The organism is Streptomyces sp. NPDC041068, from assembly GCF_040647455.1.
Classification (GTDB): domain Bacteria; phylum Actinomycetota; class Actinomycetes; order Streptomycetales; family Streptomycetaceae; genus Streptomyces.
In genome coordinates this window covers 209,046-229,124 of record NZ_JBEZCG010000015.1, presented here as the reverse complement: position 1 = coordinate 229,124, position 20,079 = coordinate 209,046, and the positions used below count along the sequence as shown (strand labels likewise).

10 protein-coding genes and 1 tRNA gene are annotated in these 20,079 nt (G+C 71.4%); 6 read left to right on the top strand and 5 right to left on the bottom strand.

Annotation, left to right across the window (positions count from 1 at the left end):
* Window positions 1-124: 124 nt before the first annotated feature.
* Both AB0B50_RS31965 and AB0B50_RS31960 read right to left on the bottom strand, forming a co-directional pair.
* Window positions 125-1,954, bottom strand: coding sequence for a GTPase (locus AB0B50_RS31965; RefSeq protein ID WP_362339278.1), 1,830 nt, complete (start codon window positions 1,952-1,954; stop codon window positions 125-127).
* A 5-nt stretch (window positions 1,955-1,959) separates the two neighbouring features.
* The gene (locus tag AB0B50_RS31960; protein WP_362339277.1) at window positions 1,960-3,642 is read right to left on the bottom strand and encodes a dynamin family protein; all 1,683 of its coding nucleotides are present in this window, start codon (window positions 3,640-3,642) and stop codon (window positions 1,960-1,962) included.
* Window positions 3,643-3,950: 308 nt separating this feature from the next.
* Between AB0B50_RS31960 and AB0B50_RS31955 the strand changes: the two genes are divergently transcribed.
* From AB0B50_RS31955 to AB0B50_RS31930, 6 genes are all read left to right on the top strand, one after another.
* Window positions 3,951-4,023: transfer RNA gene (locus AB0B50_RS31955), tRNA-Arg, on the top strand.
* Between the two features lie 262 nt (window positions 4,024-4,285).
* Window positions 4,286-6,103: a hypothetical protein gene (locus AB0B50_RS31950; protein ID WP_362339276.1), complete on the top strand. Its 1,818-nt coding sequence runs from the start codon at window positions 4,286-4,288 to the stop codon at window positions 6,101-6,103.
* 150 nt (window positions 6,104-6,253) lie between these two features.
* Window positions 6,254-8,695 (top strand): tetratricopeptide repeat protein, encoded by a 2,442-nt coding sequence (locus tag AB0B50_RS31945; protein ID WP_362339275.1) that lies wholly within the window; start codon window positions 6,254-6,256, stop codon window positions 8,693-8,695.
* Between the two features lie 124 nt (window positions 8,696-8,819).
* On the top strand, window positions 8,820-11,261 hold the full coding sequence (locus tag AB0B50_RS31940; RefSeq protein ID WP_362339274.1) for a class I SAM-dependent DNA methyltransferase: 2,442 nt from the start codon (window positions 8,820-8,822) through the stop codon (window positions 11,259-11,261).
* Window positions 11,261-12,454 carry a restriction endonuclease subunit S gene (locus AB0B50_RS31935; protein ID WP_362339273.1) on the top strand — a complete coding sequence of 398 codons (1,194 nt, stop codon included), beginning with the start codon at window positions 11,261-11,263 and terminating at the stop codon, window positions 12,452-12,454. Before AB0B50_RS31940 ends, AB0B50_RS31935 begins: the two co-directional genes overlap by 1 nt.
* Window positions 12,451-15,555, top strand: a complete 3,105-nt coding sequence (locus tag AB0B50_RS31930; RefSeq protein ID WP_362339272.1) for an HsdR family type I site-specific deoxyribonuclease — start codon at window positions 12,451-12,453, stop codon at window positions 15,553-15,555. The genes AB0B50_RS31935 and AB0B50_RS31930 overlap by 4 nt, the downstream gene beginning before the upstream one ends.
* An 18-nt stretch (window positions 15,556-15,573) precedes the next feature.
* Here the strand turns inward: AB0B50_RS31930 and AB0B50_RS31925 are convergent, their stop codons facing one another.
* From AB0B50_RS31925 to AB0B50_RS31915, 3 genes are all read right to left on the bottom strand, one after another.
* Window positions 15,574-17,367 carry a GMC family oxidoreductase gene (locus tag AB0B50_RS31925; protein ID WP_362339271.1) on the bottom strand — a complete coding sequence of 598 codons (1,794 nt, stop codon included), beginning with the start codon at window positions 17,365-17,367 and terminating at the stop codon, window positions 15,574-15,576.
* Entirely contained in the window at window positions 17,360-19,282 is a 1,923-nt protein-coding gene (locus tag AB0B50_RS31920; protein ID WP_362339270.1) for a long-chain fatty acid--CoA ligase, read from the bottom strand. Before AB0B50_RS31920 ends, AB0B50_RS31925 begins: the two co-directional genes overlap by 8 nt.
* 126 nt (window positions 19,283-19,408) lie before the next feature.
* Entirely contained in the window at window positions 19,409-20,050 is a 642-nt protein-coding gene (locus tag AB0B50_RS31915) for a TetR/AcrR family transcriptional regulator (protein WP_362339269.1), read from the bottom strand.
* Window positions 20,051-20,079 lie beyond the last annotated feature (29 nt).

The window sequence follows — 20,079 nt, the reverse complement described above, 5'->3', positions numbered from 1 at the left end:
GTCTCCGCCTCCGCGCCCTCCGCGGCTGCGATCTCAGACTGCACCCGTCGCGCCGACCCCGCTGAGCCCTGTGCGCAACTCCCGGGTTGTGGAAAACCCCGTCACCCGAGAGGGGGGCCACCCCTCATCGCAGCGCCGCACGTGCCCCCGTGACCCGCACGTACTGCTCTCTGACCTCCCGATACCGCAGCAGCTCCGCCGCCACCGGATCCAGGACCCGCGCCCGCCCGCACCCGGCGGCCGCCTCCCGCAGCCGTCGTTCCGCCTCGTGCCCGTACCGGCGCGCGGGCCCCCGCGACGCCATCCGGCTCGCCCACTCCACGCACGGACCGCCCACGATGCCCATCAGCATCAGCAGCACCGGCACGCCCAGGTTCGGCTGCGCGATCCCGACGATCTGCCCCACCAGCCAGAGCCCGCCCACCACTTGAAGCATCGTCATCGCCGCCTGCGCGAGGACCGCGACCGGCCACCAGCCGGGCCGCGGCGGCCGCCCGGCCGGCACCCCCGCCGTGACCGCCAGCTCGTCGAGCGCCTCGGGCAGCCCTTCGGCGCCGCGCACCGCGGCCTCCCGCACGGCCTGCCCCCAGGGCGCGGGAAGGCCCGTCGCCGCCTCGTCGGCCACCGTGCGCACGGCGTGCTCCACGCGTTGGCGCGCCGTCGCCTCCTCGTCCACCGGCGCCTGCGCGAGAGGCCCCACGGGACCCTGCGGTGAGCGCTGCGCCTCGTACCACCGCCACAGCCTGAACCACGGATCGCCACACGCCTTGCCCGCGTTCCTGCGCCAGGCCCGCTCGGCGGCGTCGCCCGCGGCGGTCGCGCCCACGGCGTCGGCGAGCCGGTCGGAGAACTCCTCGCGCGCCTCCTCGCTGAGCCCGATCCGCCCGCGGCCACGGCCCTGCTGCGCCCCCGCGACGTACACCGGACGCAGTCGTTCCGCGGCGGCGTCCAGGTCCGCGGAGATCCGGCGGGCCGCGGCTCCGCGCTCCTGCGTGAACTGGCCGAGCGCCTCGCGCAGTTCGCCGATGCCCTCACCGGTCAGCGCGGAGAGCGAGAGCACCGTGGCGCCGGGCTCACCGTGCTCGCCGAGCGCGATGCCGTCCTCGTCGAGGAGGCGCCGCAGGTCGTCGAGGACCTGGTCGGCGGCGTCCCCGGGGAGACGGTCGATCTGGTTGAGCACCACGAAGGTGACCTCCGCGTGCCCGGCCATGGGCCGCAGATAGCGCTCGTGGAGCATCGCGTCGGCGTACTTCTCCGGGTCGACGACCCAGATGACCGCGTCCACCAGCGCCAGGATCCTGTCGACCTGCTCGCGGTGCTCGCCGACCGCCGAGTCGTGGTCGGGCAGATCGACCAGGACGAGCCCCTGGAGTTCGTCGGCGCCGGGACCCTGGAGCGGGCGCCTGCGCAGCCTTCCCGGGATGCCGAGCCGGTCGAGGAGCCCCGCGGCGCCGTCCGTCCAGCTGCACCCGATGGGCGCGGCGGTGGTCGGCCTGCGCACGCCGGTCTCCGAGATCATCACGCCGGCCAGCGAGTTGAAGAGCGTCGACTTGCCGCTGCCCGTGGCGCCCGCGATGGCGACGACGGTGTGCCGCTCGGAGAGCCTGCGCCGGGCGGCGGCCTCGTCGAGGACACGGCCCGCCTCGGCGAGCGTGCCGCTGTCGAGACGGGTGCGGGAGAGCCCGACGAGCTCGCGCAGCGCGTCGAGGCGGGCGCGCAGGGGGCCTTCGTACGAAGGGGACGTCCCGGAGGGCACGTACGCGCGCGTGCCGGTACTCGTGTCCGTCTCCGCCTCCGTCTCCGTACCCCGACCCCGGGGTCCGTTCGCGACGCGGCGCGCGATGAGGCCGTCGTCCCAGGCCCTCTCGGAGCCGCTGTCGGGGTGCTCGTCGTGCTCGCGATCGGCCGGGTCGCTGTGGTTGGCGTGATCGGCGTGATCAGTGACGGCGGTCACCGCGGTCACCTCTCCTTCTGCAGTACGGACAGGGCGGCGATCAGCTCGGCCTGGGGTTCGGGGTGGACGTCGAGGGCATCCAGGGGGGCGAGCCTGCGCTCCCGCTCGGTGGCGAGGACCTTCTCCAGGTAGTCGGTGAGCAGGCGCCCGCCGCGGTCGCGCAGCCGGACCGCGCCCTGGGCGCCGATGCGCTCGGCGAGGATCTCCCCCGCGGCGCGGGCCCTGCGCCCGCCGAGCAGGGCCGTGGCGAGCAGGGCCGCGACGACCTCGGGGTCGGGGAGGGCGTTCTTGTCGACGCGCTCCAGGCCGCGCACCTCGTCCTCGGCGTACTCCTCCAGGACGCGGCGCCAGCGGCGTACGGCCATCCCGATGCGGTGTTCTGCGCTCTCCACCTCCGGGTCGCGGTCGGCGAGGCCGGGCGCGCCTGCCGCCGGTTCGCGGCGCCAGGCCTCGTCGATGCGCTCGTCGGCGGCGGTGACGGCGCACAGCAGCAGCGCCTCCAAGCTCTCGACGATGGCGTCGAGCAGCTCGCCGGGACCGCAGTCCAGCGGATAGCTGCGCCAGCGCTTCAGGGCTCCCCCGGCGAGCACCCCGCCCGCCTGCAGACGTCCCCGCACGCGCGCGTGCTCGTTCTCGTACGCCTCGTCGACGGCGGAGGTGAGCCGCAGCGCGGCGGCGTACTGGGCGGCGACGGCGCCCGCGAGCTCCGGCATGCGGGAGTTGAGGGAGCCGATGACGCCGTGGGCGGTGCGGGCGACGGCGTGGGCGCGGGCCGTGGGTTCCTGGACGCGGTGGGTGAGCCAGGCGCGCAGCGGCGCGACGGCGGTGGCGGGGAGCAGCCCGCCACCGCCCGCGGACTCGGGAAGTTCGGGCACCGTGAAGCGCGGCACGTCGCCGAGGCCCGCCTTGGCGAGCAGCGCCCCGTACTGCCGTGACACCTCGGTCACCACCTGGTGGGGGACGCGGTCGAGGACGGTGACGAGGGTGGCGTCGTGCTCCTTGGCGGTGCGCAGCAGGTGCCAGGGCACGGCGTCGGCGTACCGGGACGCGGTGGTGACCATGACCCATACGTCGGCCGCGGAGATCAGCTCGGCGGCCAGGACCCGGTTCTCGGCGACGAGCGAGTCGACGTCGGGCGCGTCGAGGAGGGCGAGGCCGCGCGGCAGGGTCTGCGCGGTCTCGATCCGCAGGGCGCGCTCGTCGTCGATGCCCTCCCCGATGGCGTCCCCGACGCCACCTCCGATCGCCGGAACGTCATCGTCGCCGTCCGTCTCGCCGTCCCCGACGCCGGCCGCTCCGTCGTCCTGGTGGGGCATCCACACGCGCGTGAGGTCGGGCAGCACGCGCATGCCCGCGAACCAGTGGTGGTCGTCGGGGTGGCAGACGAGCACCGGTGTGCGTGTGGTGGGCCGCAGCACCCCCGCCTCGCTGACCTGACGCCCCACCAGGGAGTTCACGAGCGTGGACTTGCCTGCCCCGGTGGATCCGCCGACGACGGCGAGCAGGGGCGCTTCGGGCGCCTTGAGCCGGGGCACCAAATAGTCGTCGAGCTGTGCCAGCAACTCGTCCCGGTTGGCACGCGCGCGTGGCGCCCCTGGCAGGGGGAGCGGAAAGCGTGCGGCGGCGACACGCTCGCGCAGGGCGGAGAGTGCGTCAAGCAACTGAGGCCGTACGTCCAAGGTCACCACATGCGAAGAATGCCCAATTTTGGCGGCTTTCTGAAGCATATGGGGGCCTCTGCGCGCCGATCAGACACAGGGGATGGAAGGGGCGACTGGGGCGCAGGCATAACGAGTGCACAACACCCGGGGCGTGAGACGCCAAAAGCGATGCGAGATTCGCACCTGCCTGCGATTATCAGGACCGCTTCACCGAACCTCCACATCACGGCACGTAGGCGAAGCACCAGGGACAGGGACCCGGGAGCCCTATCCTTGTCCCCGGCAAGGTCACGGATCTCCCCCACATCCGGGCTCCATGCCACCGGCCACACCCGGCCCCCGTAGCTCAGTGGATAGAGCAGGCGCCTTCTAAGCGCTTGGCCGCAGGTTCGAGTCCTGCCGGGGGCGCTTTTTGTCCGTGCAGGGTTCAGCCCTCCCTTCAGGGAGGGCTTTTTGCTGGTTTCCCGCCCGCTCTACAATGACCCGGTTCACCGCCGGGAGGCGGCCCCTCGTGCGCCCCGATGCAGACCAGAGAGGTTGTAAAAGGGCTTGAGATTCGCTAGCCAAACTAGCCGCGAACCGCGAACCGCGAACCGCGAACCGCGAACCGCGAACCGCGAACCGCGAACCGCGAACCGCGCAACCTGCGCTGAGCGCAAGGGGGTTCGGGGTGGCCGGGCGTTCCGCTGACATTCCGTTCCTGCGCGTTCCTGTCGGGCACGACTCCCACCGCTGGAGCACATTCCCCGGCGAGCGGAAGCTCGTCGTCGCCACCCGCACGCTCACGTCGACGATCCGGGCCCTGGAGACGCTGCCGTCGGTGCTTCGCGGCGACCCCCGCGTGACCGTGGTCTTCGCCCACGACCCGACCTCCGCTTTCGGTGACGGCTCGCTCGACCTGCTCCACGACTCGGGCTGCCGCGTCATGCCGTGGGATCAGCTGCCCCACATCGCCCCTGATCTGATCCTCAGCGCGAGCGAGAACATCGACGTCCCGGAGGGGACCTGCCCGGTCCTCGTACTCCCGCACGGCATCGGCTTCCAGAAGTACGTGCCGGACTCGCGCTCTCCTCGCAGCCGCCTGTCGGGGGTCGCACCCGACGCGCTCCTCGAAGCGGGCCGGGCCTGGACGGCCGTGTCACACCCGGAACAGGAGCGCCAACTGCTCGCCGCCCACCCCAAGAGCGCCGGGCGGACCCTGGTCATCGGCGATCCCTGCCTCGACGAGCTGCTCGTCAGCGGGGACCGCCGCGGTGACTACCGGCGGGCGCTCGGTGTCGCGGACGGTCAGCGTCTGGTGCTGGTGAGTTCGACGTGGGGGCCGACCTCCCTCATCGGCCGCAGCCCCGGCCTGCCCGCGCGCCTCCTCTCGGACCTGCCCTGGGACGAGTACCGCGTGGCGCTGGTGCTGCACCCCAACGTCTGGGCGGCCCACGGCGCCTGGTACCTCCGCGCTCTGCAGGCCGAGGCCCTCGACGCCGGGCTGCTGCTGATCCCGCCGGTGCACGACTGGCGTCCCTCGCTCGTGGCCGCCGACATGGTCATCGGGGACCACGGCTCGGTCACGCTCTACGGTGCCGCCCTGGGCAAGCCTCTCGCCTTGGCCGCGTACGGAAAGGACGCCGTGCCCGGCACCGCCGGCGCCGACCTGGCGAGACTCGCGCCCCGGTTCGATCCCGAGGACGGTCCCCTGCGGCAGATCGAGGACGTACTGCGAGCCCACGCGGGCGAACCCGAGCAGTACTCGCCGGTGGCCGCCCGCGCCTTCGACGAGCCCGGAACCTCGCTCGCCCGGCTGCGTACCGCGCTGTACGGTCTGCTCCGGCTGGAGCCGCCACCGGCCGCGTCGCCGCCTCCCCTCGTTCTGACGGCGCCGGGCAACCCCGCCTCGGCCGTCGCCTCCTGGGTCGTCGCAACAGGCATCGACATCGGGGCCACGGGGCGGACCGTTGTGACCGTCCGCCGCGTTCCCGCCGCCGTCGCCGACGTCCGGGACGAGAAGGCAGGGCACTTCTCGCATCTGTCCGTGCGGCCGGACGACGAGCGCGACCGACGCCTGACCGAGAGCGCCTCGGTCCTGCTCGGCTCCGCTCCCGCGCCGGCTGCCTCCGCTGCCCGGCGCTGGGCGCGCGACGCGCTCGCCCGGTGGCCCGGAGGTCTGCTGGCCACGGTCCCGCTGTCCTCCGGGGACTGCCTGGTGGCCCTCCGCGACGGCCGGACCGGCTTGGTGACGGTCGATGCGGGACGTACCGACCCGGGACCCGCCGGTGCCGAAAGCACCGGAGGCACCCACTCGCGGCCCGCCGGTACCGAAGACACCGACCCGCGGCCCGCCGGTACCGACGATGCGGGACGTACCGACCCGGGGCTGGTCGCCGCAGTCGTCTACAGCTGTCTCCGGGCCGATCACCTGCCCGACGGCGGGCTGGTGACGGTGCGCACCGGTGACGCGCACATGGACGTCCGTCTGCCGTCCTGGTCACCCTGATCTGCCCGCCCGTCCGTACCGCCGAGTCCCCTGCCCCGCCGTGACACCCAAGTGCCGCACTACACAGCCCTTCTTGATCGCACTACGGTGTCCATCGAGACCCAGGGGGAAGCCGGTGCGGCGGCTCAGCCGGTATGCGAAGGGGGACCAGTGGCAATCGAGGTGGCGGCGATCGCCGCGTCGGGGGCGACGAGCACGCTGGCCGGGCTCGCGGTCACCGAGGCGTGGACGCGCACACGGACTCTCGTCACCCGCCTCTTCAGGGGGCGACAGGACACCGCCACCACAGGGGACCAGCAGCTCCAGTCCGCCGTGGAGCAGTTGGCGGCGGCGCTCCGGTCGGAGGACGAGCACTCCCTGGGGGACGCCGCCGACCAGCTGCGGCGCAGGCTGCGCCACTCCCTGCGGGAGGAGTCCGAGACCGCCCGTGAACTGGTCGAGCTCCTGCGTGAGTTGAACCAGGAGGGCGAGGAGGAACCCGCCACGGCAGGGGCCCGGACCACGGCCGCCCCGACCGGCATCTCCTACACCGTGTCCGCTGCCCCGCGGCCCGACGGGCCGCCCTCGCAAGTGCCCGCCCTGCGCACCCGCTTCATCAACCGGGTCACTGAACTCGCCGATCTGGAGCGCTCTGCGACGGGCGGCACCGCCACCGCCTCGCACATCGATGTCCGGGTGCTCGCCGGTCCCCCCGGAGTCGGCAAGTCCGCCCTGGCCCGCCACTGGGCGCACACGACGCGCGAGCGCTTCCCCGGCGGACAGCTCTACGTCGACTTTGCGGCGCTGCGGGACCACGAGGGCGTCGGCGGGGACATGACGGAAGCCGTCGGCCACTGTCTTCGGTCCCTCGGCGTCGACGACACGCTCCTGCCGCCGTCCCTGGCCGAACGGACGGCGCTCTTCCGCAGCCGGACATCCGAACTGCGGGTGCTCCTCGTCCTGGACGACGTGACCTCACCCGCGCAGGTACGGGCCCTGATCCCGCAAGGGCCCGGCAGCACCGTACTCGCCACGAGCACCGCGCGGCTCGGCGAGCTCGCTCTCGACGGCGCCCTGCCGCTGGCTCTGGAGCCCCTCGCTCCGGAGGCCGCTCTGCTCCTGCTCGCCGACCGCTGCGGCGAGGAGCGGGTCGCCGCCGATCCGGACGCGGCACGCCGCGTGGCCGCGCTGTGTTCCGGGCTCCCGATCGCCCTCCATGTCGCCGCGGCGCGCCTGGTGAACGACCGCCGCCTCACCTTCGCCGCACTCGCCGCCGAACTGGACGACGAGAGGCGCCGACTGTCCGTCCTGAGCGTGGGAGGCGAGTCCCCGGTGTCCGCCGTCTTCGACGCCGCCTATCGGCAGCTGACGCCGGAGCTGGCACACGACTACCGGCTGCTCGGCCTGATCCCCGGCCGACGCTTCGACACGGCGACGGCCGCGGCCGCGCTCGGCTCCGACCTGGCGGCCGCCCAACTGCTCCTCGACGTCCTGGAGGACATGAGTCTGCTGGAGGCGCTGGAGGACCGCCGCTACCGGTTCCACGGCCTCGTACGCGTCCACGCCCGTGACCGCGCCGCCGCCGAGGAGCCCCCGGACGCCGAGTCCATGGTCGTACAGCGCGTACTGACGCACTATCTGGCCCTCACGGCATTCGCCGACCGCTCGGTGCGCGCCGACCGGACACGCGTCACGGATGTGGGCAGCCTCCTGGCCGGGCGGACGGACCCGTTCGCGGCGTCCAACGGCCCCAGGCCGCTGGACTGGCTGGAGGCCGAACGAGCCGACATCATGGCGGTGCTGCGTGCCGCCGGCGCACACGGGCTGCACACACCGGGGTGGCAACTCGCGGAGTGCTTCACCGTGTTGTTCCTGCACCACCGGCACCTCGGCGACTGGCGGGAGTCCCTGGAGCTCGGCGCCCGGTACGCACAGGCCGCCATGGCCCCGGCGGCCGAGGCGCGACTGCGGACCCTGCTCTCCCGCCCGCTCATGGACCTCGGCGAACACGACCGGGCGGAGCAGGAGTTGACGGCGGCGCTGGCCTGCGCCGAGGTGTCCGGCGACGTGGTGCTGCTCGCCTCCGCGCTGGAGTTCTTCGGCCGCTACTGGGACCGGTTCGACCCGGCCCGCGCGATCGCGGCGTACCAGCGCTCCATGGAGCTGAACGCGCGGGCCGACGAACCGCGCGGAGCCGCCATCGCCGCCTTCTTCCTCGGGCGCGCCCAGGACGCGAACGGCGACCCCGCCCAGGCGCTCGCCACCCTTCGGCGGGCCCGCGAGGACCTGCTGTCCCTGACCACCCCCGACCACCGCATGGCGGCCCGAGCCACCGCCGCGCTCGGCCGGGCCCTGGACCGCCTCGGCCGGATCGACGAAGCCGTACCGGCCCTGCGGGAAGCCGCGCGGACACTGCGGGAGTGCGAGGCGTACGCCTACGAGGCCGAGGCCCTGCTCGACCTGGCAGCCATCGCCGAACGCCCCGGCGCCGACCGGTCCCGGCTCCGGGACGACCTCGCCAGGGCCCTGGACATCCACGAGGAGATGGGCAGCCCGCTCGCCGAGGAACTGCGCGAGCGGTTGTGCGCCGCACAAGGCCGGGGCGGGGTCTGAGCGTCGGTCGGGCAGCGCGCCGTCGGCGACTAGGCTTGCCGCGTGGCCGAGGTCAGATCGCGGCCCGTCCGCGCCGGGCCGGTACCGCCCGGGGCGGGCATCGGAACCCCTCGGGAAGATTGCCTTGGCTCTCAAGAAATCCGATCTCTACAGCTCGCTCTGGAAGAGCTGTGACGAGCTGCGCGGCGGCATGGACGGCAGCCAGTACAAGGACTACATCCTCACGCTGCTCTTCGTGAAGTACGTCTCCGACAAGGCCAAGGCCGACCCCGACAGCCTCATCGACGTGCCGCCCGGCGGCTCCTTCGACGACATGCTGGACGCCAAGGGCAGCAAGGACATCGGCCCCCGCTTCAACGCCGTCATCCGTGCGCTCGCCGAGGCCAACGACCTGCGCAACGTCATCGACCTGGCCGACTTCGCCGACGAGGAGAAGCTCGGCAAGGGCAAGGAGATCCAGGACCGGCTCTCCAAGCTGGTGGCCATCTTCGACGACCTGGACTTCCGCGGCTCCCGCGCCGAGGGCGACGATCTGCTCGGCGACGCCTACGAATACCTGATGCGCCACTTCGCCACGGAGTCGGGCCGGAGCAAGGGGCAGTTCTACACGCCTGCCGAGGTCTCCCGCGTCCTGGCCAAGGTGGTCGGCATCGACAAGGACACCCGCCAGGACCAGACGGTCTACGACCCGACCTGCGGCTCGGGGTCGCTGCTCCTGAAGGTCGCCGCCGAGGCACCGCGCGGCATCACGATCTACGGCCAGGAGAAGGACAACGCCACCTGGGCGCTGTCCAAGATGAACATGATCCTGCACGGCCACGCGGAGGCCGTGCAGGACATCGCCAAGGGCGACACCCTCACGAGCCCGCAGTTCACCGTCGGCCGTGAACTGAAGACCTTCGACTTCGCCGTGGCCAACCCGCCGTTCTCCCTCAAGTCCTGGAGCAACGGCCTGGAGGAGGAGTACGGGCGCTTCGAGCACGGCAGGCCCCCCAAGGGGAAGGGCGACTACGCCTTCCTGCTGCACATCCTCAAGTCCCTCAAGGACACGGGCAAGGCCGCGGTCATCCTGCCCCACGGCGTGCTCTTCCGCGGCAAGGCGGAGGCCGACATCCGCCGGTACCTGCTGGAGCGGCGGTTCATCAAGGGCATCATCGGCCTCCCCCCGAACCTCTTCTACGGGACCGGCATCCCCGCCTGCGTCATCGTGCTCGACAAGGAGGGCGCCGCCGCCCGCACGGGCGTCTTCATGGTCGACGCCTCCAAGGGCTTCGTGAAGGACGGCCCCAAGAACCGCCTGCGCAGCCAGGACATCCACAAGATCGTGGACGTCTTCACCCGGCAGACGCCCGTCGAGCGCTACGCGCGCATGGTCCCCTTCGCCGAGATCGCCGACCCGAAGAACGGCCACAACCTCAACATCCCGCGCTACATCGACTCCTCCGCGCCCGAGGACGTCCAGGACCTCCACGCCCATCTGCACGGCGGCATCCCCGACCGCGACCTCGACGCGCTCGACGGCTACTGGGACGCCTTCCCGCATCTGCGCGGCCAGTTGTTCCGGACGAACCGCCCCCGCTACAGCGACCTGACCATCGACGTGGACGGGATCCAGCAGGCGATCCTCGACTCGCCCGAGTTCCAGGAGTTCACCGACCGGGCCCGCGCCCTCACCGCCGAGTGGTTCCGCGCGCACCGCGACCGGCTCGCGTCCGTCGACGCCGACACCCAGCCGGGCGATCTGATCGCCGCCCTCAGCGACGACCTGCTGGCCCGCTTCAGGCCCGTACCCCTGCTCGACGAGTACGACGTCTACGAACAGCTGATGACGTACTGGGACGACGTCCTGCACGACGACATCTTCATGATCATGAACGATGGCTGGCTCGGCGCCTCCCGGCCGCGCAAGGTCCTGGCGGACAAGGACCGCAAGCTCTCCGAGACTCCCGACCTCACCGTGCGCTCGGGGCGCGGCACCGTGAAGTACAAGATGGACCTCGTCCCGCCGCCGCTGATCGTCGCGCGCTGGTTCGCCAAGGAACAGGCCGAGGTCGACGCGCTCGTGACGGCGGCTCAGGACGCGGGACGCCTCGTCGAGGAGTACGTGGAGGAACACGCCGTCGACGACGGGCTCCTGGCGGAGGCCATGGAGGACGGCAAGATCAACAAGGGGCTCGCGTCGTCCCGGCTGAAGGACGCGCGGCAGGAGGGCGCGGACGCCGAGGACGAGATCGGGGCCCTGACGCATCTGATCAAGCTGTACACCGCGGAGGCCAAGGCGAAGAAGGCGGCCAGGGAGGCGGAGGCCGCGCTCGACCTGGCGACCCTGGAGAAGTACGGCGAGCTCACCGAGGACGACGTGAAGACCCTCGTCCTCGACGACAAGTGGCAGGCCGCCGTCACCACGCGCGTGACCCTGGAGGTCGAGGCGCTCACCCTCGCCCTGGTGGCGCGCATCCAGGAACTCGGCGGGCGGTACGCCACCACGGTCGGGGCCCTGCAGAGTGAACTTGAGCGGATCGAGGCGCGGGTCGCCGCGAACCTCGCCGCCATGGGGGTCGGTTGATGGCCCGGCAGACGCCCGCCGACGACGAGTGGCGGCTCGTCCGGCTCGACCACGTCGGCGCGATCGTGACGGGGAGCACGCCCCCGACCCAGGACCGGTCCAACTACGGCCGCCACCGGATGTTCGCGGGCCCCGCGGACCTCGGCCGGACCAAGTACGTGGCGAGGACCGCCAAGATGCTGTCCGCGCGCGGCTTCGCGCGCTCCCGTCGCGTTCCCGCCGGATCCACGCTCTTCGTGTGCATCGGCTCCACGATCGGGAAGGTCGGGCTCGCCGCCGCCGAGCTGGCGACGAACCAGCAGATCAACGCCATCGTCCCGAACGACAGGGTCGACCCGGAGTACCTCTACTACGCGGCGACCACCCTGTCGGCGCTCGTCCGGGAGAGGGCGGGCGAGCAGGCCGTACCGCTGGTCAACAAGTCCGACTTCTCGGCCTTCGAGATCCCCCTGCCGTCCCTGGACGAGCAGCGGCGCATCGCGGCGGCGTTGCAGGAGACCGACCGCCTTGCCGCCGCCCTCGAAGAGCTGATCGCCAAGAAGCTGGCGATCAAGGAGGGGGTCATGCAGGAGCTGCTCACCGGCAGGAGGCGCCTGCCCGGCTTCACGGAGCCGTGGACGACCCACCGCCTGAGCGACCTGCTGACCTACGAGCAGCCCGGCCCCTATCTGGTGCGGACGTCCAAGCAGCTCGACGCCGGGCGCGTTCCTGTGCTCACCGCGGGCAAGACCTTCGTCCTCGGTTTCACCAACGAGACCCACGGCGTCTACCGGGCCCATCCGGTCGTGATCTTCGACGACTTCACGACGGCGTCCAAGTACGTCGACTTCGACTTCAAGGCGAAGTCCTCGGCCATGAAGATCCTCAAGCCCAGGGAGGGGGTCGATCTGCGCTTCGTCCACGGGCGGATGCAGTTGATCGACTTCCCGCTCGGCGACCACAAGCGGTACTGGATCTCGGAGTACAGCAAGCAGGAGATCCAGGTCCCCGGCGAGGACGAGCAGGCGGCCGTCGCGCGCGTGCTCGTCGACGCGGACGACGAGATCGAGGCGCTGAGGGTGCGCGTGGCCAAGGCCAGGGCCGTCAGGCAGGGCATGGCGCAGGAGCTGCTCACGGGGCGGACACGGCTGCCCGTTCAGGAGGACGTCCGGGGAGACGTCCAAGGAGACGTCCAGGGGGAGGACTCGGCATGAGCGACGTCGGGCAGGTCGAGCGCAAGGCGCAGGACCGGGTCGTCCGGCTGTTCACGGAACAGCTCGGCTACCGCTACCTCGGCAACTGGGAGGAGCGCGAGGGCAACGCCAACATCGAGGTCGACCTCCTGGAGCGCAACCTGCTCGCCCGCGGCTACGACTCCGCCCTCGTCACCAAGGCCATCGAGCAGCTGACGAAGGCCGCCGCGCTCGGCGGCGGGCGCGACCTGCCCGAGGCGAACCGCGCCGTCTTCGGCCTGCTGCGCTACGGCGTGAACGTCAAACGCGGCGCCGGCGAGCAGTACGAGACGGTCTGGCCGATCGACTGGACCGACGTCCAGGCCAATGACTTCGTGGTGGTCGAGGAGGTGACGGTCGTCGGACGGCGCACGAAGCGGCCCGACGTCGTCCTCTACGTCAACGGCCTCGCCCTGGTGACCCTGGAGCTCAAGCGCTCCCGGGTCGCCGTCAGCGAAGGCATCCGGCAGACCATCGGCAACCAGAAGCCGGACTTCATCCGCTCCTTCTTCGCCACCGTCCAGCTCGTCCTGGCGGGCAACGACGCGGAGGGCCTTCGTTACGGCGCCTACGGCACCCCCGAGAAGTACTGGCTGGAGTGGAAGGAGAAGTCACCGGTCCAGGAGCCGCTGGACCGGGCACTGTTGCAGATGTGCGCCAAGGAGCGGCTCCTTGAGCTCATCCACGACTTCACGGTCTTCGACTCCGGTGTGCGCAAGGTGTGCCGCCACAACCAGTACTTCGGCGTCAAAGCGGCGCAGGAGCGCATCGCCCGGCGCGAGGGCGGCATCATCTGGCACACCCAGGGGTCGGGGAAGTCGCTCACGATGGTGTGGCTGGCCAAGTGGATCCGGGAGAACCAGAAGGACCCCAGGGTCCTGCTGATCACCGACCGCACCGAGCTGGACGAGCAGATCGAGAAGGTCTTCAAGGGCGTCGACGAACACATCCACCGCACCCGCAGCGGCGCGGACCTCGTGGACACCCTGAACAGGTCCACGGAGTGGCTCATCTGCTCCCTGGTGCACAAGTTCCGCACGTCGGCGGACGACCCGTCGGCGGACGACGACGGGGCGACGAGCGCCTTCATCAAGGAGCTCAACTCCGCGCTCCCGAAGGACTTCAGGGCCAAGGGCAACCTGTTCGTCTTCGTCGACGAGGCCCACCGTACGCAGTCCGGCGCCCTGCACGACGCCATGAAGGAGCTGCTGCCGGACGCCGTGTTCATCGGCTTCACCGGGACGCCGCTGCTCAAGGCGGACAAGGACAACAGCACCGAGACCTTCGGGTCCTTCATCCACGAGTACAAGTTCGACGAGGCCGTCCAGGACGGCGTCGTGCTCGACCTGCGCTACGAAGCGCGCGACATCGACCAGCACCTGACGTCACCGGCGCAGGTGGACACGTGGTTCGAGGCCAAGACGCACGGCATGACCGACCGGGCGAAGGCGGAGCTCAAGAAGCGCTGGGCCTCGATGCGCAAGGTCGTCACCTCGCGGCCACGGGCGCAGCAGATCGTGCAGGACATCCTCGTCGACATGGCCACGAAGCCCCGCCTGTCGGACGGGCGCGGCAACGCCATGCTCGTCGCCGGGAACATCTACCAGGCCTGCACGTTCTTCGAGTTGTTCCGCGACACCGATCTGCACGGCAAGTGCGCGATCGTCACCAGCTACGTCCCGACCCCGGGAGACATCTCCAAGGAGGACTCCGGAGCGGGCAGGACCGAGAAACGGCGGCAGTACGACATCTACCGCCGCATGCTGGCCGACCACTTCGGGGAGCCCGAGGACGTCGCGGTGACGAAGGTCGAGCAGTTCGAGCAGGAGGTCAAGCGGCGGTTCGTCGAGGAGCCCGGCCGGATGCGCCTGCTCATCGTGGTCGACAAGCTCCTGACCGGCTTCGACGCCCCGAGCGCCACCTACCTCTACATCGACAGGACGATCCGGGACCACGGGCTGTTCCAGGCGATATGCCGGGTCAACAGGCTCGACGGCGACGACAAGGAGTACGGCTGCGTCGTCGACTACCAGGACCTGTTCGACTCGCTGGAGAGCGCCATCACCGACTACACGTCGAAGGCGCTCGACGGGTACGAACGAAAGGACGTCCAGGGCCTGTTGGCCAACCGCGTCGACGAGTCCCGCAAGCGGCTCGACTCGGCGCTGCACGCGATCCGCAAGATCTGCGCACCGGTCGCGCCGCCCCGCAACACCCTGCAGTACCTGCAGCACTTCTGCGCCGCCGACCTGGCAGACCCGGAGCTGAAGGCCGAGCAGCTCAAGGCCAACGAACCCGGGCGCGTCGAGCTCTACAAGGCGGTGGCCTCCCTCACGCGGGCCTACGGCGACCTGGCGAACGACATGGCGGCGGCGAAGTACTCCGCCGACCGGGCCGAGGCCATCCGCAAGGAGGTCCGCCACTATGCCTCCGTGCGGGACGAGGTGAAGCTCGGCGCGGGCGAGAGGACCGACTTCAAGCGGTACGAGGCCGACATGCGGTTCCTCCTGGACACCTACGTCCAGGCCGGCGCGTCCCGGGTCGTGGCCGACTTCGAGGGCGTGGGGCTCATCCGGCTCCTCGTCTCCCAGGGGGCGGCCGCGCTCGACAAGCTGCCCGCGGGCATCAGGAACAGCCCCGAGGCCGTGACCGAGACGCTCACCAACACCATGCGCAGGAAGATCGCCGACGAGCGCCCCACGAACCCGAAGTACTACGACCGGATGTCCGCGCTCCTCGACGCGGCCATGGAGAAGCGGCGCGAGGGAGCCGTCGCGTACGAGCAGTACCTCGCCGCGCTCCTCGACACCGCCACCCGGCTCGGCAGCGGGGAGTCCGACACCGCCTACCCCGACTGGGCGGACAACGGCGCGCGGAAGGCGCTCGTCGACTTCTTCCGCCCTGACGACCGTCTGGCCGCCGACGCCGACACGGCGGTGCTCGGCTCCAAGCAGGACTCCTGGATCGACAACCCGCTCAAGGAGCGGAAGGTCCGCATCGCCCTCAGGCGTGCCCTGCCCGACGGGTTCGACCGGCTCGACGCGCTCCTCGACCTGGTGAAGGCCCGCCCCGAGTACCGCTAGCGGTCGGCCGTCCCTGCCTCACGGCAGCCGCAGCTCCCCGTACGCCCCCTTCGGCACCGCCGGGCTGTGCGGGGCGACGGCGGGCACGCGCGCGTAGGCGGCGGTTTGGGGTGGGCGGGTGTCCCGCTCGCCCTTGTTCGGCCAGTGCGCCATGGCCCGTTCGGCCTGGGCCGTGATCGTCAGTGAGGGGTTGACCCCGAGGTTCGCCGAGACCGCCGAGCCGTCGACCACCGAGATGCCCGGGTGTCCGTACAGCCGGTGGTAGGGGTCGACGACTCCCTCGGCCGCGGACGCGCCGATCGGGCAGCCGCCCAGGAAGTGCGCGGTCAGGGGCTTGTTCATCAGCTCGCCGAGGTTGGTGCCCGGGTAGCCGCCGATGCGGTCGGCGACGAGCTTCGCGGCCTGCCAGCCCTCTTCTATGTGCACGGGGTTGGGGGCGCCGTGCCCCTGCTCCGCGGTGAGCAGTCCGCGCCGGCCGATGCGCGTGGTCAGGGAGTTGTCGTGGGTCTGCATGACGAGGCCGATGATGGTCCGCTCCGACCAGCGGTGCGTCGAGGCGACGCGGGCGACCAGGAGCGGGTGGGAGAGGAAGGCCAGCGCGGCGGCCAGCGGCTTGGGGAGGTTCCTGCGGTACTGCGGGACGCAGATCAGCGCCATCAGGTTGGAGCCCTTGCCGTACCGCACGTTCTCGATGTGGGTGGTGGGGTTCGGATGGATGGAGGAGGTGATGGCGACGCCGTGCGTGAAGTCCAACGGGCGCCCGGCACCGCGCCGTTCGCCCCGCTTCCTGCGGTAGCGGCGCGGGAAGGTCACCGCGCCCACCAGGGCCTCGGAGTTGGTGCGCGTGAGGCGGCCGAGCCGGTCGGAGAGGCGGGGCAGCAGGCCGGTGTCCTTCATGCGGTGCAGGAGGGTCTGGGTGCCGTAGGTGCCCGCGGCGAGGACGACGTGGCGAGCGCGCAGGGTGGTGCGGGGGCCTCTGCGGCGACGGTCGGTGGGGACGGTGACGACGTCGAAGCCGCCCTCTCCGCCCTCGCCGGTCATGTCCGTCTCCCGTACCGACACCACCGTCGTCATCGCGTGGATCCGCGCGCCCGCCCGCTCGGCCAGGTGCAGATAGTTCTCCATGAGCGTGTTCTTCGCGCCGACCCGGCAGCCCGTCATGCAGGAGCCGCACTCCGTGCAGGGCGTGCGCGCCGGGCCCGCCCCGCCGAAGTAGGGATCGGGAACTTCCTTGCGGCCCCCGCCCGTTGACCCAGCGGTGCCGGTGGCGCCACCGGCCCCGCCACTGCCTTCCGCGTCCTGCCCGTCTCCGAAGAACACCCCGACCGGTGTCAGCCGGAAGGTCTCCCCCACGCCCATCTCCTCGGCCGCGGCCCGCAGATGTTCGTCCGCCTCGGTCGTGGTCGGGTTGGGGCGTACGCCGAGCATGCGCCGCGCCTGGTCGTAGTAGGGGGCGAGCTCGTCCTGCCAGTCGGTGATGTCCGCCCACTGCTTGTCCTCGAAGAAGGCGGGCGGGGGGACGTAGAGGGTGTTCGCGTAGTTCAGCGAGCCGCCGCCGACGCCTGCGCCCGCGAGCACCATGACGTTGCGCAGGAGGTGGATGCGCTGGATGCCGTAGAGGCCGAGGGCCGGGGCCCAGAGGTAGTCGCGCAGGTGCCAGGAGTCGCGCGGCAGCGTGTCGCGCGTGAAGCGGCGGCCCGCCTCGAGGACGCCGACGCGGTAGCCCTTCTCGGTCAGGCGGAGTGCGGCCACGGAACCGCCGAACCCGGAGCCGACGACCAGGACGTCGAAGTCGTACGTCCCTTCACTCACCGTAGAGCGCCTCGATCTCCGCCGCGTAGGCCGCGGCCACCGCATGCCGTTTGATCTTCAGGGACGGGGTGAGCAGGCCGTTGTCCTCCGTGAACTCGCCCCCGACGATGGCGAACCTGCGGATCGACTCGGCCCTGGAGACCGCCGTGTTGGCGTAGTCCACGGCCTTCTGGACCTCCGCGATCATCTTCGGGTCGCGGGCGAGCTCCGCGAGCGGCGTGTCCTTGGGGCGCCCCCGCACGGCGAGCCAGTGCTCGACGGCCTCGGGCTCCAGGGTGATGAGCGCGGCGACGTAGGAACGGTTGTCGCCCACGACGATGCACTGGCCGACCGGTGCGCGGCTGCGCAGCCGGTCCTCCAGGATCGCGGGCGAGACGTTCTTGCCGCCGGAGGTGACGATGATGTCCTTCTTGCGGCCGGTGATGGTGAGGTAGCCGTCCGCGTCGAGCGCGCCCAGGTCGCCGGTGGCGAACCAGTCGTCGGTCAGCACCGCGTCCGTCGCGGCCGGGTTGTTCCAGTACGAGCCGAAGACGATGCCGCCCTTGATCAGCACCTCCCCGTCGTCGGCGATGCGCACGGCCGTGCCGGGCACGGGCAGGCCGACGGTGCCGGGGCGGGGCCTCAGCGGCGGGGTGATGGTGGCGGCCGCCGTGGTCTCGGTGAGGCCGTAGCCCTCGTAGATGATGATTCCGGCGGCGTAGAAGAAGAGGTTGAGGTTGCGGTCCAGGGGTGAGCCACCGCTGATGGCGTAGCGCAGCCGGCCGCCGACCTCCTTGCGGATGCGGCGGTAGACGAGGAGCTCGTACAGCGCCCAGCCCAGGTAGAGGCCGAGGGAGGGGCCCGGGGCGTTCTTGTCCAGGAACTTGTTCAGGTACGCCTCGCCGAAGCGCACCGCGATCCGCTCCGCGCGGTCGAAGGACGCGCCGCGCCCGATCTTCTCGGCGGTAGCCCGGCCCGTGTCGTGGATCTTCTCGAAGAGGTACGGAACTCCGACCACGAAGGTCGGCCTGAACGCCCTTAGTTCCGGGCGGAGTTCGTCGGGTTTGATGCTGGGGCAGTGGCCGAGCTCGATGCGGGCCAGCATGCAGGCGACCTGGATGGTGCGGCCCAGGATGTGGGCGAGCGGCAGGAAGAGCAGCGTCGAGGCGACCTGGCCGGTGATCTCCTTGAAGATGGGGTGGAGCAGGTCGACGGTGTTCGCCGCCTCCGCGTGCAGATTGCCGTGCGTGAGGACGCACCCCTTGGGGCGGCCCGTGGTGCCCGAGGTGTAGCAGAGGGTGGCGATGGAGTCCGGGGTGAGCGCGGAGCGGCGCTTGGTGACCTCCTCGTCCGACACCTCACGCCCCAGAGCGGCCAGTTCGGCCATGGCACCGCCGTCGATGTGCCGGATGCGCGGCGGGGCGTCGAGGGCGCGGACGGCCTCCTCTGCGGTCGCCGCGTTCTCGGGGGTCTCCGCGACGAGGAAGCGGGCGCCCGAGTCCCGGACGATCCACTCGATCTGCTCCGCCGACGACGTGGCGTAGATGGGCACGGTCTGCCCGCCCGCCGCCCAGATCGCGAAGTCCAGGACCGCCCATTCGTAGCGGGTGCGGGACATCAGCGCGACGCGGCCGCCCGGTTCGAGGCCGTCCGCGATCAACCCCTGCGCGGTCTCGGTGACTTCGCGCGCGAAGTCGGCGGCGGTGACGGGGTGCCACCGGCCGCCCTGCTTGCGGCGCAGGACCACGGCGTCGGGCGCCTCGGCCGCGTTGGCGAAGGGGATGTCGGCGGTGCTGCCCGCGGTGGCCCGCGGCGCGAGCGGCGCGGCGCGGGCCTCGCGCACGGTGCCGTGCTCGTCCCTGATGAGTTCGGCCTTGCCGCGCTCCGCCAGGTCGCTGCGGCGCTGTGCCCTTTTCAGATCCTTGCGTACGCCCATGACGGTTCCCCGGCTTCCGGTCGACCCATCCGCACTTGCTCGCCAGCTGTACTTACTCCGGGGTCAACTTACTCACACGTAAGGAAAATTCAATGGGACGGACAGGACCGGGCGGGAAGTCCCGCTTCAGCCGGACGCCGGGACCCAGACCTCCCCCTCCAGGACCCGGCCCATGCCCACCCACACCATGTTCATGAGCCGCAGCGTCACTCCTTCCGGTGACTGACCCGGATGCCGCGCCATCCAGTCCGTCAGCGAGTCCGCCGCGCCCACCAGGGCGTGGGACACGAAGTCGGCGTCCTCATCGGAGAGTTGGGTGTGCGGGCCACTCTCCGTGATGCCCGCCCAGACCAGACCCGCCACTTCCGCCATCACCGCGCGGCGCGCCTCCGCGACGGCGGCCGCTATCGCCTCGCTCAGCTCGGAGGCCTGGCGGTGCAGCACCACCCAGCTGTCACGATGCTCGGCGACGAAGGAGAAGAACGCCAACAGGCCTGCGTACAGGCGCCGTTCCGGGGATGCCTCACTCGCCGCCGCCGCACTCCGGAACGCGCCGACCAGGCGGTCCGCCTCGCGGCGCAGACAGGCCAGGAAGAGGCCCTCCTTGGAGTCGAGGTACAGATACACCATCGGCTTGGAGATTCCGGCGAGTTCGGCGATCTCGTCCACCGAGGCCCCGTGATAGCCACGCTTGGCGAAGACGTGGACCGCAACGTCGACGATCTGCCGCTCGCGCTCGGGCCGTGGGACGCGTCGCCTGCCGGTCACTCTTGTCAGCCTCCTCGGCTCGCTCTACC

Bases quoted from the DNA above. Each gene is read 5' to 3' on its own strand.
- AB0B50_RS31935 (WP_362339273.1), top strand. From the start codon at position 11,261: ATGGCCCGGCAGACGCCCGCCGACGACGAGTGGCGGCTCGTCCGGCTC.
- AB0B50_RS31930 (WP_362339272.1), top strand. From the start codon at position 12,451: ATGAGCGACGTCGGGCAGGTCGAGCGCAAGGCGCAGGACCGGGTCGTC.
- AB0B50_RS31920 (WP_362339270.1), bottom strand. From the start codon at position 19,282: ATGGGCGTACGCAAGGATCTGAAAAGGGCACAGCGCCGCAGCGACCTG.